Source organism: Bifidobacterium polysaccharolyticum (genome assembly GCF_016101585.1).
GTDB classification, from domain to species: Bacteria; Actinomycetota; Actinomycetes; order Actinomycetales; family Bifidobacteriaceae; genus Bombiscardovia; species Bombiscardovia polysaccharolytica.
Map to the genome: position 1 here is coordinate 687726 of NZ_JACFQG010000001.1, position 16533 is coordinate 704258.

Consider the following 16533-nt stretch of genomic DNA (forward strand, 5'->3'; position numbering starts at 1 on the left):
TAGAAGGCCTTGACAGCGCGGTGCAGCAGCGCCGGGGTTACCTGAAGGCCGGGATTGGCCTTGAACCCTTGGACGCTCAGCGTAATGATCGGCACATAGCCATAGCCCGCATCGGCCAGGGCCTTGCGCAGAAGACCATAATAATTGGTGGCCCTGCACATGCCGCCGGTCTGGGTGACGATGACCGCGCACTTGTGCGGGTCGAACCTGCCGGACAGGAAGGCGTTGACCAGCTGCCCCACCACGATGATGGCCGGGAAGCAGGCATCGTTGTTGACGTACTTAACCCCGGTGTTGATGTCTTCTGCCGTGGCATGTTTCAGAAGCTCGAAATGGTAGTCGGCGCTGGAGAAGACCGCCTCCAGGAGGGAGAAGTGCACCGGAGACATCTGCGGCGCTACCACTGTGAATTTATGCCCCATCTCCTTGGTGAAGCGATGCTCAGTGGCGTACTTGGACAGGGTCGGCTTGGCAGCGGCTCCGCTTGCCTGAACATTTTTGCCCTGGTTGTCGGCTTCCTGCTCCTTCTGCTTTGAGGCCATAGTCTCCCGGATGGGCCTGATGCCCATGGGATGAAGGCCTATCAGACCCTGATCACTCTTGTCATGCAGAGCCACAAACCGGGCCAGAGCCACAATGTCGGCCTTGCGCTGGGACAGGTTGATCTTCTGTGCATTGGTAGACCGGAACCCGTGCGATTTCGGCTTGTCAGACGCATCCACATCCACTGCTTCAATATGGCTGGCAAGGTCTTGCGAATCTTGAGAGTCGGATGATTTCTTCGCCTGCACCTCCGACTGAACCAGGTCAGTCGATGTGTCAACATTCTCGACCATGACATTATCCTTGGCCGCGACCTTGGCAGGCGCCTGCTCCTTGGCTGGGACTTCCTTCTGGTCTTCGCTGTCCTCCTGGTTCAGATCCCGCTGGTGGCGTTCGTCCATGGCGGCCTTCAGCGAGCGCAGACGGATCTTGGCAGCACCCAGGTTGGAGACCTCGTCGATCTTCAGCTGCGTGTAGACATCGCCCTTGTCGGCCAGAATCTCCTGGACCTGGTCGGTAGTGATGGCATCCACGCCGCATCCGAAGCTGACAAGCTGGACCAGCTGCAGGTCGGGATATTCGGAGACGAACCTGGCTGCGGAATAGAGCCTGGAGTGGTAGGCCCACTGGTCGGTCACCCTCAGAGGCATTTTCTGATGGTCATCGCCGAAGCCTGGCACGGTCTTGCGGAACTTGGCGGCCGTGGGGTTGTTGGAGGCCAGGGCCCGCTCCCCCGCCGCCGGAATGATGTAGTCGCTCAGTTTGGGCAGTTTATGCACGTCCAGCTCGCAGATCGAATCCTCTGAAAGCACGGCCATGCCCAGGGAGCAGATGGTCTCGGGAATGCCGTGGTTGACCTCGGGGTCCACATGGTATGGGCGACCCGACAGGACCACGCCCTTGACCCCGTATTCCTGCATGTAGGCCAGGGCACGAAGCCCCTCCTGGCGGACGTCCTCCTTGAACCGGGCATCCTCACGGTAGGCTTCCTGGACAGCCGTCCGGGCCTCTTCCTCGCTCACCTTGGCCCAGTCGAAGACCTTGACGATCCGCTCGACCATCTTCTCCTTGTTGGACAGGTTGAAGTAAGGCCGCATGAAGCGGACGCCGTTCTCCTTGAGCTCGGCCATGTTGGCCTCGATCACCACCGGGTAGTTGGCCACGATGGGGCAGTTGTAATGGTTGTCCGTATCGGGAACCAGCTCCTGCTCATAGGTGACGCAGGGATAGAAAATGGTCTTGATGCCCTTGTCGACCAGGGAGTGAATGTGCCCATGGACCAGCTTGGCCGGGTAGCAGATGTTCTCGGAGGCGATGGACTCCATCCCGCTCTCGAAGAGCTCGTGATTGGACCGCCCGGAGATCATGACCCGGAAGCCCAGTGAGGTCAGCAGGGTGAACCAGAAGGGGTAGTCCTCATACATGTTGAGCACGCGGGGAATGCCGATATCGCCCCTGGTGGCCTTGTCCGGGGTTAGACGGCGGTAGGCGAAGGCCCGCTTGTACTTGAAGTCGTAGAGGTTGGGCCTGTCGGAGCGCTTCCTGTTCTTGTCTCCGCCACGTTCGCAGCGATTCCCGGTCACGTAGCGGCCGCCATCCTCGAATTCGGTGATGGTCAGCTTGCAGTGGTTCTGGCAGAGCTTGCAGACATCGTGGGTGGTGGTCATGGAGAGGTTATCCAGATGGTCCCCTGCCAGTATGGAGCTGACCACATGGCCGTTCTCCACTTTCAGACCAGGCAGGGTCGTCTTGAAGCCCTGGTCGTTCTTGGAGGCAACGTTGGCCGAGCCGTTTGTGCCAATCTTGTTGACGGCGGCCGGCGACAACCTTGACCTGGTGGAAGCCGGAGCCATATTAGGGGTAGTGGGCGTGCTGCCCACGGACTTTCCCCCGTCGACCACGTTCACTGAAGGGTGGGCCATCTGGGAACTGACTGCAGCAAGATCCGCGACCTCTTCATTCTGCGGGCAGTGCATGCGGGCCGTCAGCGCAGCGCCGTAGGCTCCCATGAGCCCGGCGATGTTGGGTCTGGTCACCTTGCGACCGGTCAGGAGTTCAAAGGCCCGCAAAACAGCATCATTGAGGAAGGTCCCTCCCTGGACCACGACCACCGGCCCCAGGGCGTTGGCATCACGCAGCTTGATGACCTTGTAGAGGGCGTTCCTGACCACCGAGTAGCAGAGCCCAGCAGCAATGTCCTCCGGGGAGGCGCCCTCCTTCTGAGCCTGCTTGACCGAGGAATTCATGAAGACCGTGCAACGGGAGCCCAGATCGGTCGGGGCTTCGGAGGCCAACGCCTGCTTGGTGAAGTCTTGGATGCTGATGCCCATGGACTGGGCAAAGGTCTGCAGGAAGGATCCGCAGCCGGCCGAGCAGGCCTCGTTGACGCAGATCGAATCGATGACCCCGTCGTTGACGGCGATGTACTTCATATCCTGCCCGCCAATGTCGATGACCGAGGTAACACCGGGGCTGATCTCCTCGGCTGCCCGGTAGTGGGCCATGGTCTCGACCACGCCCTCGTCAACGTGCAAGCCGGCCTTGACCAGGCCCTCACCATATCCGGTAGCGCAGGCACGGGCGATATAGGCACCCTCCGGCAGGGACTTCCTGACCTCCTTGACGATGTTGGCGGCGGCGATCAGCGGACTGTCCTTATGCACTCCGTAGGTGGACCAGACGATGGTCTTGTCGTCGTTGATCAGTACGGCCTTGATGGTGGTGCTGCCCGCATCAATGCCCAGGAAGTGTGGCCCCTTGGCCCCAGACAGGTCCCCGGTGGGGATGATCTCGGCACCATGCCGGTCGTTGAACTCCTTGCGCTCGTCTTCGTTCAGGAAGAGCGGGCGTATCGTTCTGGCCGTGGATGGCATGTTCTCCAGACCCTTCAGGGCTGAGAGGACGCCATCCAGCGATGTCAGATCAAAGTTCATCTCTTGATTTTGGATGGCATTTTTGGCGGTTTCTGTCGCCGGAACCTTATTCTCACCGTCCACCAAGGTAGTGGTGCGGCCGTCCTGCATGGCATCTTGCAGAGCCATCTTGTCCAGGCTCGAAGCCTTTTCGGACCGCGCCTTGTCGACCTCCGCCTGGTCCAGCCCCCAAGCCGGACCGAAGGGGTCGTTCACATCGGTTTCTGGCGAGTAGTCGGTCTTGACCTGCGCTGCATTATCCTGGTCGTCCTGCTCCTGACGACCAGCCATGATGGCAGCGCCATAGGCCACATAGAGGTGCGCGTTTTCAGGGATGATATAGCGGCTGACCCTGTCCTGGAGGATCCGCTTAAAGGCCTCCCTCAGCTCACTCATAAAGAAGAGGGGCCCGCCCAAAAAGATCACGTTGCCACGGATGGGACGCCCGCAGGCCAAACCGGAGATGGTCTGTGTGGCAACGGCGTTGAAGATTGATGCAGCCAGATCCTCCTTGGCGGCTCCATCGTTGATCAGGGGCTGGAGGTCGGACTTGGCGAAGACCCCACAGCGCGAGGCTATGGGGTAAATGGTCTTGTACTTGGAGGCCATATCATTCAAGCCTGAAGCATCGGTATTGAGCAGGGTGGCCATCTGATCGATGAAAGCACCAGTCCCGCCCGCGCAGGACCCGTTCATCCGCTGCTCCGGAGTGGGCTTCAGATAGGTGATCTTGGCATCCTCGCCGCCCAGTTCGATGATCACATCCCCCTCGGGATAGGTGGCGTTGATGGCCTCGGTCTCGGCAATGACCTCCTGGGCAAACTCGGCCTGAAGCTGGCTTGCCAGCTCCAACCCGCCCGAGCCGGTGATCACCAGGCTGATGGGATTGCCGGCCAGACCAACCCGTGATAGGGAGAGCTTAATATCCGTGACCAGTTCCGCCACGCACTGCCGTACATTGGCATGATGGCGGCGATAGTCGCTGAAAAGCGCCTGATCCAGCCTGTCCCCTGTGCCAAGAACAACGGCCTTAACTGTGGTGGAACCGATGTCCAAACCCACACGCAGGAGATCCCGCGGTCCTGTGCCCTTATATCGACCCGCTATGTCGACGCCATCAGACATGAAACAACCTCAATCCGTGAGACCGCCGCATGATGGGGTTGAAAAGCAGACACCACATCATATCCGGCTTGCTTTATTTATGCTACCGCCAGAGCGTGAATAACTTTTGCAATATCGGGGAATCAAGACTGTCACCTTTGACACAGTCGCCAACAAAACTGCTGCCGGTACAGGCAAACCATAGACTAGTGCAGCTGCATCAAAGCGTTGGTTGCAACCTTTGCCCTCCACGCTTTCGCCTCAGTCCCAGCCTCCTTGCGAGTGGGAAAATGCCGCTGTGCCCTCGGCGAAATCGACTCAGGAGCAGCCGGCAGAGGGCCTGTAGAGGACTTGCAGAGTATATGGAATTGTCCCCGTATTGAGAGACCCTGAAAGAACGTTTCCTTCTCCGACCAACCCGAATACCGCCTTGTACAGGCTATGCCAGATGAGTTGGTCGGGCTGGCGGAATCGAAGGTCAGGAGGCATCAGGTGCGAGCATACATGGGTTCGAGCATGCAGGGATCAATGGGCGCACCTGCTGGACCAGCATCGTCAGGACTGGCCCCCAAACCCTTGGATCAGCTGCCCCGTTTGGCACGCGATACCACCGAGGAAGACCCCTGGCCGGTCAGCGTACTCAGCCAGAAGTACCACGACGCAGTGGCCCGCTGGCCCGGAGCCTGGGTGGAGGGACAGATCGTGGAGATCAACACCCGCCGGACTGGTTCCGCCTATCTGACCCTGCGCGACAACTTCGAGGATATCTCCATCAACGTCATGGGCTTTCGAGCATTCGCCGCCCAGGCCCGAGAATTCCGCCAGGGCGACCGGGTGGTGGTCCACGGAAGGCCTGACCTCTGGATCAAACAGACCCGTCTGAGTTTCATGGCCGACCGGATCAAGCGTGTAGGCACCGGCGATCTCAAAGAGCAGATCGACCAGCTTAGGCGCAAGCTCAAGGGCGAGGGCCTCTTTGACACGGAAAACAAGGTTCCCCTGCCCGAGTTCCCCCGACGTATCGGCCTGATCTGCGCACCCAAGGCCAGAGCCGAGGGGGATGTAATCACCAACGCCCGTCTTCGCTGGCCCACCATTGAATTCTCCGTTGTACATGCCCACGTCCAGGGTCCCCAGTGCCCGCCCGAGGCGGTCGAGGCCATCCAAAAGCTGGATGCTGATCCAGCTGTGGATGTGATCATCGTAGCCAGGGGCGGCGGCAGCTTCGAGGATCTGCTCGGATTTTCGGACGAATCGGTAGTCCGGGCCACGGCGGCATGCGTCACCCCAATCGTCTCGGCCATCGGCCACGAGGACGACTGGACCCTTATCGATCTGGCGGCGGATCTGCGCGCCTCCACCCCTACTGATGCAGCCAAGCGGGTGGTGCCCGACCTGGTCGAGCAGGAGGGAATCATCCAGGAGGCCCGAATGCGCATAAACGCGCGTATCGAAAATATGGTCCAAGGCGAGACGCGTTTGATTGAGGGATATGCCAACCGCCCCAGCCTGACCAAACCGCAGACCATGCTGGACAAGCCCCAGCGGTTGGTTGACGAATCCTTGGTTCGCCTGGACATTGCCCTGCGGCGGATCGTGGACGATGCCTCCTTGACCGTGGAGAAGCTCCAGTCCTCGCTGACCGCTCTTTCCCCCCAATCCACGCTGGACCGCGGATACGCAGTCGTGCAGGCCCTGGACGGGAAGGTGATTATCAGCCCCCAGCAGGTTCAGGCCGATCAGGATCTGACTTTGACCGTCAAAGAGGGCCGGATCGAGACCAGGGTCGTCAACGGGCAGTGACCGATTCCACGAGGTCAGTCACATATAATCGTCCGCAATAATCATCCACAGTATTGAGGAATTTGATCAACTCACCAGATAAGAAGAGGAGCAGGCATGAGCGACACCGACGCAGCGCAGACCAAGGAGCAGAGCGAGGAACAGCCGGTACTGGCTTCGGCCCTGAGCCAGAAGGAACGCGATACCATCGCCAAACTGCCTTATGAGCAGGCCCGAGACCAGCTGATCCAGGCGGTTCAAGCTCTGGAGGCCGGCGGCCTGGACCTGGATGCCTCCATGCGTCAATGGGAAATCGGCGAGGCTTTGGCCAAGCGAGCCCAGGAGCTGCTAGGCCAGGTGCGAGCCAAGCTCGATGCCGCCCAGCAGGAGCAGGCCAGCGCCGGAGCCCAGGCTGGCACACAATCCAACTTGGATGCCTGAAGTTCCCTACTCCACCATCACCGTGGCCAGCAGGGCTGCATGATCCGAACCTGCAATAGGTACGGCCTGCAGCTGATTAGCTCTGATGTCACGGTCCACCACAACATGATCGATGGCCGCCAACCTGGGCAATGGGGCCCTGTCAGCCGGCCAGGTCATGCTCATGCCATGCCCGGCCTGACGTGCCCCATCGCTGAACCGCTCCCCCAACATGTCTCGGAAGACCGCATGGTCATAAGTTGCGTTGAAGTCTCCCATCAGCACGTATCGGGTGTGCTCGTGGTTTCGCAGCTTCCCCAGGTCGGACACGCTGCGCCGCCAGGCATTCCAACTGCCAGGTTGGGGCGAGGTGGTATGGACCGAGACGAATCTGATGCTGGTCTTGCCCCTGCCGAAGTCAATACTGGCCGCCGGCATCATGGAGGAGCGAGATCCCACGTCGTCCTTTGAGGGCGACTGCATTGGCGCGGCCGTCCAAAGACCGTTGGCGTATTCCTTCGAAGATGTGGAAAGCTGCTCGTGGGGCAGATAGCGGTCGATGCCGGCCTTGTGAAGACGGTCCACAAAATCCTTGCTGACCTCTTGCAGAGCCAGCACCTCAACCCGGTTGTCGCCGACAGTCTTGACTACCTGATCGGCATCGGCCTGTCCTTTGTAGACGTTCAGCGTCATCACTCGGGCCACATCGTCGTACCGGTCGGGATGCTCAAGAGCTGCGAGCTGATCAGCTTGGCCATTGAGCTCGTGTCCTTCTTGGTAGAAGGGATACTGCCAGTAGACATTCAAGGCCAAGGCGGCGATAAGCACCAAAGCCGTGAACCATCGTGAAGACATCAGAGCCAGGAGCAGGGCCAGCAGACCCAAGAGAATGAACCAGGGCGTCAGAGCGGCCAGATCCGGCAGGTATGGGATCGACGACAGCCATGCCGGACAGGCACGCGCCGCCAGAGCCAGCAAGCTGGCCAACGCCAGCAGCCTGGCCACCCACCCAAAGACGTGCCTCACCAGGAAGGACTGTCTGAATCTCGCCATGGTCTCCTCCAGAAAATCATCGCCGACCCGGTCCCCTTCCAAGGAACACACAGTCAGCTCGACCATTGAGCAATTGTAAACCACGACCATATGGCGGACAGGTATATGAACCTAACTTCTCCAGAAAGGGAACGGTGCTAGCCCGCACAGCAGCGACCTGCCCAAGTCCCACTTCGTGGTAGAGTAGTTTCCGTTGCCCCGGTAGCTCAGGGGATAGAGCACTTCTCTCCTAAAGAAGGTGTCGTGCGTTCGAATCGCATCCGGGGCACCCTAAAGGTTCAGGCATAAAGAAGTACTTGGCCTTGCTCTCCGCAACCATTTCCCAACCCTATGGCTTTCCATACTCTGGCACATCGCCAACGGGTATCCCCCGCTACTAGCTTCCACACATGTACATTGGAGGAGGTTTCGGTACCGTTAGGCGAGCTTATACGCGGTCCGGCTGATACAGCTGCCGGGTATGCTTCGAAGTCAGAGCAGTCGATGAGGTCATGTCTGACTAACACCATGTGCTAATTACTGTGCTCGTTTGACCATTACCAACCCAAGGCGAGAGGACGTTACAGGTCAGGGACGTCCATCTGAGGATGGCATATCATCCCTGTTATCCCAATGCTCAGCCTGCAATACATGCTGCCTGTTCCACTTGGCCAAGTGGCGAATGATCGTCTGATCGCTGTTGAGATAATAAGCGGCCAGCTCCCGGTTGAACCAGGTCCTGTCCTTATCACTGGTGGGCACAGTGAGCGGATGCCGGTCGCCATGCGCGATCAGCAGCCCATTGCCAGCGAGCAGCGCAGTCCTCTTATTGCCGTCGCCAAATGGCTGCATCTTGGCCAGTCCGGCAAAAAGACGCACCGCATCTTCCAGGATGTCTTCTCCAGTTGCTCCCCCAACGGTGCTTTTTATCAGGGATGCAATGGTGGCAGAATCAGGCACGGGTGGCTCGTACCTCCCCAACGGGGTGCTGACCATGACGGGGGTGCGTTCGTCGCGCAGCTTGCCTGGTTCCATGGCAGCAGTCCTTGTCAACTGCGCGTTGATGGACTTCACGTAGACCAGGTCGATCGGCTCGCGAGCATAGTCGTAGTGCAGGGTGTAGTCCGCGGCCTGCCGCAAATCTAGCAGAAGATTGTAGTCGGCCTTGGAATTGACGACCTGGGGATTGCCGGTGCGCAGGAACTCCTCAGTGGCCATGAAAGTCGACTGCAGCCCATCAAAGGTGCGGCCCATGGAGTACAGGAGCCCGGCAAGTTGTTTGGTGCTCAGCGATCCGTACTCGCACATGTGCGTTTCCTTCCGTTCCTGTTCTGCTTAAATTCTCTCATGCCAGCCGTATTCTGCATCAGCTGTTCTCGCCCGGCTTCCGACCGACCAGCCGCAAAGAGCTCAACTCCAGTGGGCATATCCTCAATGCGGCGGCGACACTTACTATGTCCAGGAACCAGTCGCTCGAACATGTTTGCCGGATTCTTGCTCATGGTATTCAAGTGTTCCTCTTTCCTGTTGCGTCGTGCTGCTTATCGAGCATCCCATTTTCAGGTGTCACGTATACAAGACAAGGAAACCGAAAAGTTCATTGTCGAGAGGGCTTACATCCCCCTTCCCGTGCCTGGACTTGTAGCACTCTGTGTCCTGCACAACGCTTTCAAAAGAATCCAGGGGGGGGGGGGGGCTTGCATGGCGTAGTAGCCGATAGGATGTTGGATCCCATAGCTCATGACACAGCACCGATAGGCTTATTGGCACCATGGCAGAACCTGATATTTGGACCATAACGCAATCGATAATCGGAAAAGACTTAACTCAAAGTTAAAAATACGATTTGAGTATGCGAATCGCTCCTAGGCACCCCGTATTTGCCAACACAGCGGATATTGAGGATAATAAAAAAGTTGCATATTCGCGCATGACTAACAAATCTGCACAAATCTGCACTCGAAAACCTGTTTTGAATATCGACCGGCTGGATCATTGTCGATAAGCCTCTTTCGAAAGGAACACCATGTCTCATCAAATGCACCAGAACGAGGATGTAGAGGATAATCTCCTCAACTGGAATGACAGGGCAGTTGTGCATGCCAACGGCGGCTATGGAGACCTTGACGCATTTGCGGATGACCCATCGGCCCTGTCGTCAGTAACCCTGCGAGATCTCGAGGTCTTGAAGCCCCATCTGCCAGAACACGGCATCAAAGGGTTGCACCTTTTGCATCTGCAATGCCATATAGGCTCTGATACCATCTCATGGTGGCGTTTGGGAGCACGAGACGTATATGGACTGGATTTCTCTCCCACCTCGCTGGATTATGCCAGGAAGCTATCTGAACGGGCCGGAGCATCCATAACCTATGTTCAAAGCGATGCTCGATGCGCTGCCGATGCCATGCCTAATCAGAAAGGCTCGTTCGATGTAATCGTCACCAGCTGCGGAACCATCACCTGGCTTCCCGATCTGAAAGACTGGGCTCGTTCAATCGCCTCCCTGCTAACAGACGGAGGAATATTCATGATCCGCGACAACCATCCCCTGCTTTTCGCCTTGAACAACGAGGGCTTGTCGATAGTTCAAGATTATTTTGGCGGAACAGAAACGACTTATGAGACGGATCAAAGCTACACGTCAGCAACCGACTCGCTCGAGGATGGGACAAAACCCCAAATTACCCATACCACCAATCACAATTGGGCTCATGACTTCCAGGAAATAAGCAGTGCTCTTCTGGATGCCGGACTGACTATAGAGGCCATCGGCGAGCATAATGTGGACGACTGGCAGTCACTGCCAATGCTTGAGTACAGCCCAGAACTGCAGGGATGGATCATGCCCCACAATCAGCCTCAAATCCCCCTGACCTTCTCGATGGTAGCCAGAAAGAAAGCCTAACCCAGCAAGTACGAGCGTGGTTTTGCTGAGACATGGCCTTACTTGGCCCGGCGGCCTGCCCGGCAGATTGGCTGCTGTTAATTCCGTTGCAGCATAAATTGCGCAACGGAATTAACAGCAGCATTCCATACCGAATTACGATAACGCATTATCGTTCACTTTCAACCTGCCTATGTCGAGGGACAGATCCGTGGAAGGCCGGGCTGTAAGAATGGGTAAAACGCGCATTTTAGAAATGCGATTATACAGGTAAGCTGCTGGAGCCAACAGCCCAATGACTCCCGTCAGTCACCCGCCCTGCTTGAGTCTGCGATACTTCATGGGCGTCATGCCCGTGCTCTTCTTAAAAGAGGCACACAGTGAGGATTCGGATGTGAAACCGCACTGCTGACCAATCTGTCGTATGGACATTCCGGTGTTTACCAGCAAATACTGCACCGCGTGGATACGGGAATCCACCAGGTAGGCATGCGGCGTGATGCCGGTTTCCTGCTTGAACAATCGAATGAAGTGGTACTCGCTCAGAAAGACTCGTTTGGCCAGCTCGGAGACGGTGAGCGGCTCATACAAGTGGGAGGACACATAGGCGATCGTGTCCTCAACCACCTCCTCCTGTTTTCGTTTGAAGGAGCGCGGCTGCTGATCGGCAAACTCGGTAAGCAGGTCGGTGATGTATTTGGACATCCTCGCTTCCGAATAACCGTTTTCCGACGTCATCAAAGAGGTAATGGTCCGCATTTGTTCCAAGGCGTAGGTCTCGGAGGAGAGCATGAAGACATTGCCCAGCTTCCTGATGATGTAGTCGTAGTAGGGCCGAGCCATGACACCGTCGAAGTGGAGCCATTGAGCGGTCGTTGGGACATCGGTACCATACGCATGGTGCGCATAGCAATTGACCAACGCAAACCGGCCCTCCTCAGCTACGAACGAGCCTTCAGGCAGATCCAGCGTCAGCCTGCCGTTATCGATATGAATGATCAGATAACTGTCAAAGGACCGACGCTCCAGCCTATAACCGGGTTCATAGGAGAATTTGCCCACCCGTAGCGGATAGAAAAAGGTCGTTCGCGCAATAGCCGAAGGGGTATGAATCAAAAAGTCAGAAGCATTGACATCGATGCCGTGTTCAGCAGGCTTCGCCACGATGCACCCTCCTTTCCGCACGAATCACGACAGTTGCTCCTGACGACCTCTAAACGAACTCAGGACTAAGCAAACAACCGTTGGCTTCGACCTTACGCATGAAGCCAGGAGACAATACATACATCAGCCTTGGAGCTTTATCCTTGCCGATACGGCAATGCCGTTGTCTCATACTCAAACAATACAAGGCAATGGCAAAGCTCCCATTTACTTTAAGAAGATCAGTGTACGTTGAAGCCCTGTTGCTGATTACATTCCTTAAGGTGCTTCTGCCAGGCATCCACACCTTGTTTCAGAGTGATCTTCTTGCCGGTGTAGGCAGAACCGATGTCATCAGCGAATACGGTCAGCGCATAGACCTCGAAGGGCACAGTGGCGTGACCAGCGATCACATCGCTTGCCGCCCTGGCACCGGCCCGACGACGGCCGTTGAAATACTGATCATTTGGGTAACGGTGCTGAATGCAGCATGGATCCTACAAGCCTGCCACCGCTCAAATAAGGAGCAACAGCTATCGAGACTTAAAAACTGCAAATGAATTGCACTTGACCTCCGTCCGCAGAAGTTACCACCCGACAGAATTTCGCAAATCTCAGGAACAAACGCAAGGATTCCGAGGGCTACGTCGACAACCTATACACGCTTGTCGATACCCGGGAGATTATTCATTATGTAGCCAACAATCTGACCGAGAAGAACATTTGAGCTCGTTGGCGCCCTGGAGATTCTGCTGATTTTGGCCATTCTGCGCCACTCTCAGAAACCGCAGCGTGCTTGAGGGATGGCGGCCTTCAGTCCACGTCCAGGAAAACCCTCATCTCGTTTTCGCCACGGTTGGACCAGGCGAAATAGGGAATCAGGGTGGCTGTGGTCGGCATACGACGGACCGGTTGCCATTGACGGTAGAGCGGAGCAGTATCAGCTCCCTCTGCAGGCTCCCGCCAGGCGGGCACCTGCAGTCTGACCATGCTGCGGCTGACTGTGTCGACATGGCCTTCGGCCTGAGGATCGTCAAGATATGCCCCAGCCTGGAAGATGAAGGGCTCGACCTTCACACGGCTTGCATCACCCGACAAGGCGCTGCCGTCCAGATGCAACAGGTGCAGGTTGGCCCCATTGTCCCTTTCCTCGGCGCAGTAGACCATAGGTCCCCTGGTCACCGCCACCTTGCCCGCATCCTGACTGACCAGAGGATTGGCGGCAGCGACACGCACTGGCATGTCGAAGTCGATGTCGATCCAATCGCCCTGCTTCCAGGGACCGGAAAGATAGAGGTACCCCTGTTCCACACGTCGACTGATGACAGCCGAGGAACCTTGGCCTGTGTGAACCGTCACCGCATCGGCGGCTGCATCGCCGCCAGCCCAGGAAGGCAGACGGAGAGCCAGGGTGGTCTGGCCATCACCGGAAGCCTCGACCTTTAGGCGGATTCGGCCCTTCCAAGGCAGTTCCGATTGCACCCGTAGTTCGATTGACCCCTCTCCCAGGTCCGCCTGGATCCTACCTCCGATGTAGAGGTGCACAAAGAGCGTGGACCCATCCTCGGCCAAGGTGTATGCGTAATCCTGCACCGATTCGACCAGCCGTGCCAGGTTGGGCGGGCAGCAGGCGCAACCGAACCACCGTTTGCGCACGATGGGCACGTAGCTGTAGCGGGGATTCTTGTTCCGCTTGGTCTGCGGCCTGACCTCGAGGGGATTGCCATAGAAGAAGCTCTTGCCATCCATGGCCATGCCGTCAAGCACTGTGTTATAGAGGGCCAGCTCCATCACGTCGGCATATTCGGACCTGGGATCCAACTGCAGCATTCTCCGCGCAAAGAAGACCATGGCCACAGAGGCGCAGGTCTCACAATATCCGGTGTCGTTGGGCAGGTCATAGGCATAGGAGTGCGATTCGGCATCAGCATCGGCGCCCACCCCTCCCGTGACGTAGAGTTTCTTGTCAACGATGTCACGCCAGAGGGCATGCACCGCCTCATTCAGTGCAGGATCCTCGGTCAGCCGGGCCACATCGGCAGCTCCGGCGTACAGATACCCGGCCCTGACCGCATGACCCACGGCTTGACGTTGCTGAGCCACCGGCTCATGGGCCTGGTAGTAGGCATAGGGTGCTGGCCTGCTGTCGTCGACAGTGAAGTCGGCATGCTCATAGGCTGCCCTCTGCCGATCCTCCTGCTCGAAATAGAGGGGGCTTGTTCCCCGCTGATTAACAAAGTAGGCCGCCAGATCCAAATATCGCTTGATTCCGGTGGTCTCGTACAGGCGGATCAGAGCCATCTCGGCAATCTCATGACCCGGATAGCCATGTAGCTGATTGTCGCCCGGCCCGAAGGTCGCGGCTACATAGTCGGCGAACCGCTCGGCCGCATGCAAAAGCTTGGTCTTGCCCGTGCCCTGGTAATAAGCGATGGCGCCTTCAATCAGATGGCCCAGGCAGTAGAGCTCATGATGATCCTTGAGATTGGTGAAGTGCCGGTTCATCCCGTTGAGGATGTAGTAGGTATCCAGGTATCCGCTGTCCAGCTGGGCCGCACAGACGATGTCGATGGCCCCGTCGGCCAGCCGCTCCAGCTCGGCATCCGGATGATGCGCCAGCGAGTACCCCACGGCCTCCACCCATTTGGAGAAGTCGGTGTCCTGGAAAACGTAACCATAGAACTTGTCCGGATCGGGATGATCCGGGTCTTCCGGCAGGCAGTGGAATCCCTGATTGGTGTAAGTCGGCGGCTGGAAGTCTCCGCTCCCCTCCTGCCCATTCAGCCTCTTGTTGAGCGCGGCGGCGGCGCGGAAGTTGTGCATACAGTAGCTGGGCGAAGCACCAGGCACCTGGTCGTTGAGCGCCCTCCATTGGTAGGGCAGGACCGCTGTTCTAACCAGCTCCTGTTCGGCCGACCAGAAGGGGTCGTCGACACTGGCCTGGCTGATCTCAATAGGCCGGCTCATATTGAATTGCTGACTCATGCTGCCATCTGCCTTTCTATGTGACGGCTGAAGACGGTCAGCACCAGCGCAACGGCCACCAAGGCCACCGCAACGATGGGGAAGAGATAGACCTGCTGGTCGGCCGTCTGGAAGAATTTGAAGAAGATGATGGCAATGGCATTGCCGATGGCTGCAGTCTGGTTCCATGCCGTCTGTAGCTGGGTCTCATAGGATTCAGGAGAAAGTCCCGAGACCAGTGAACTGCCGATCGGACCCACAAGCTGGTCAGACAGGGCCATGAAGGCGTAGTAGATGAGCACCCACCAAAGGGAGTAGCCGGAGGATCCGCTTCCGCCCAGAATCAGAGAGGGTATGGTCAGCGTGAAGAAGGCCAGAGCCGTGACCAGCAACCCCATACCATACTTATAGGTGGTCCGGATTGCTCCGGCACGAGTCTTGGTCCACAGGAAGATGAAGATGGGGCCGGCTATCAGATCCATGACCATGTAGATGACCTGGAGTGAACCCGGGGCGATGGTGATGCCGAAGATCACCCGGTTGACCTTCTTGTCCAGGAAGATGGCAATGGCGCTGGTCAGCAGGGTGGCGCCCAGGGCCATGACAATCTGAGCGAAGAAGAACCAGAGAAAGGCCCGAAGGTGGGTGTGATCACGGACAGTCAGGTCCTTTTTGGTGAACAGGTTGACCAGGAAGCAGATGGGTACTACGAAGGCGAAGGTGGTGACGGCGTTGATGATGGCATTCAGGTTGAAATGCTTGGTCAGCACCAGGGCGGCGATGACCAGAGCCAGCACAACCAACCCGATGACCAGACCCTTGAGTATCCGCTGGCGCTCCCGGGCTGACAGGGGCTTGATGGGAGCCTCACCCAGGGGTCCGAAGAACCGATACTGGGTGAAGAAGATGGCCGCGCCGTATAGCAGTGCGAAGACCCCTGCCACAGCGAAGCCGATATGGTAGTTGCTCAGACCGATCTGGCCAACCACGACCGGGGTGATGATCCCAGCCACCGTGTTGGCGAACTGATGGATGGTGAAGGCCGCGTCGCGCCTGCGAGCGTCCTCCTTGCGGTAGAGCTGCCCGGTCAGGGAGGCGTTGGACATCCCCATGATGGGCATGGACAGCAGCACCAGGGCGATGTAGGCCATGGTCTGCCCGAAGACCTGACTGGTCGGCGGTATGGCCAGGATGAAGAAGGCTATGGCCTTGAGCAGGTTGCCTAGGATCAGTGCCTTACGCATTCCCAGGACCCTGTCGGACAGCCAGCTACCCACGATATTGAGCAGTCCGTTGGCCGCACCCATGGCCGCGATCATCAGAGCCGCATCCCCCTGGGAGAACCCCAGCCCCTTGGAGAAGGGGGTGTAGAGGTAGTAGATCATCAGGGCGTAGAAGGCGCCCCAGGCGGCAGAGTTGCAGAAATTGCCCAGAGCCAGGGTCCCGATGGCACGAGGGTGCCCAAAGAAGCCCTTGTCGTCCCTGACCTCTTCCAAGGTGCTCTCCGTGTGTTTCATGATTGCATCGCTCCCGGAATGGTGGTGAATTTATAGAAAAGGTGGATGATTTTGAGGTATAGATTCTTTACAGCCACCTGGGTCACCAACCCCTGCGCTGGTATGGTCCGGTCTGCCACAGTCGTTCCGTCTCCTTCTGACGTGCCTAGGCCCCACTGCCTATGCTGATTTCAATGGTAACGGCGGTGCATTTCATGACTGGTGGCCTAGAATTCACAATACGTGGAGC

The 16533-nt window shown here is 57.7% G+C and carries 9 protein-coding genes, 1 tRNA gene and 1 pseudogene; 4 read left to right on the forward strand and 7 right to left on the reverse strand.

Going from position 1 to position 16533, the window contains the following annotated elements; translation table 11 throughout:
* Window positions 1-923: 923 nt before the first annotated feature.
* Window positions 924-4580, reverse strand: a pseudogene (locus H3T90_RS09085) (acyl-CoA dehydratase activase-related protein); the annotation flags it as partial.
* Between the two features lie 507 nt (window positions 4581-5087).
* Between H3T90_RS09085 and xseA the strand changes: the two are divergent.
* Window positions 5088-6362, forward strand: coding sequence for an exodeoxyribonuclease VII large subunit (xseA, locus tag H3T90_RS02785; RefSeq protein WP_198229508.1), 1275 nt, complete (start codon window positions 5088-5090; stop codon window positions 6360-6362).
* A 96-nt stretch (window positions 6363-6458) separates the two neighbouring features.
* Entirely contained in the window at window positions 6459-6782 is a 324-nt protein-coding gene (locus tag H3T90_RS02790) for an exodeoxyribonuclease VII small subunit (RefSeq protein ID WP_198229509.1), read from the forward strand.
* A gap of 6 nt (window positions 6783-6788) precedes the next feature.
* Here the strand turns inward: H3T90_RS02790 and H3T90_RS02795 are convergent, their stop codons facing one another.
* Window positions 6789-7814 (reverse strand): endonuclease/exonuclease/phosphatase family protein, encoded by a 1026-nt coding sequence (locus H3T90_RS02795; RefSeq protein WP_198229510.1) that lies wholly within the window; start codon window positions 7812-7814, stop codon window positions 6789-6791.
* Window positions 7815-8009: 195 nt separating this feature from the next.
* Here H3T90_RS02795 and H3T90_RS02800 point away from each other — a divergent pair.
* Window positions 8010-8082, forward strand: a tRNA-Arg gene (locus H3T90_RS02800).
* A gap of 299 nt (window positions 8083-8381) precedes the next feature.
* On the opposite strand, the gene H3T90_RS02805 is transcribed toward H3T90_RS02800, so the two are convergent.
* Window positions 8382-9101: a Fic family protein gene (locus tag H3T90_RS02805; protein ID WP_232350492.1), complete on the reverse strand. Its 720-nt coding sequence runs from the start codon at window positions 9099-9101 to the stop codon at window positions 8382-8384.
* Between the two features lie 718 nt (window positions 9102-9819).
* On the opposite strand from H3T90_RS02805, the gene H3T90_RS02810 reads away from it, so the two are divergent.
* On the forward strand, window positions 9820-10701 hold the full coding sequence (locus tag H3T90_RS02810) for a class I SAM-dependent methyltransferase (RefSeq protein WP_198229511.1): 882 nt from the start codon (window positions 9820-9822) through the stop codon (window positions 10699-10701).
* Window positions 10702-10989: 288 nt separating this feature from the next.
* On the opposite strand, the gene H3T90_RS02815 is transcribed toward H3T90_RS02810, so the two are convergent.
* The 4 genes from H3T90_RS02815 to H3T90_RS02830 form a co-directional block, all read right to left on the reverse strand.
* On the reverse strand, window positions 10990-11844 hold the full coding sequence (locus H3T90_RS02815) for a helix-turn-helix domain-containing protein (protein WP_198207285.1): 855 nt from the start codon (window positions 11842-11844) through the stop codon (window positions 10990-10992).
* A gap of 221 nt (window positions 11845-12065) precedes the next feature.
* Window positions 12066-12236, reverse strand: a complete 171-nt coding sequence (locus H3T90_RS02820; protein ID WP_198207287.1) for a hypothetical protein — start codon at window positions 12234-12236, stop codon at window positions 12066-12068.
* A gap of 400 nt (window positions 12237-12636) precedes the next feature.
* Window positions 12637-14808 carry a glycoside hydrolase family 127 protein gene (locus tag H3T90_RS02825; protein ID WP_198229512.1) on the reverse strand — a complete coding sequence of 724 codons (2172 nt, stop codon included), beginning with the start codon at window positions 14806-14808 and terminating at the stop codon, window positions 12637-12639.
* The gene (locus H3T90_RS02830; RefSeq protein WP_110424991.1) at window positions 14805-16304 is read right to left on the reverse strand and encodes an oligopeptide:H+ symporter; all 1500 of its coding nucleotides are present in this window, start codon (window positions 16302-16304) and stop codon (window positions 14805-14807) included. The genes H3T90_RS02825 and H3T90_RS02830 overlap by 4 nt, the downstream gene beginning before the upstream one ends.
* Window positions 16305-16533: the final 229 nt, after the last annotated feature.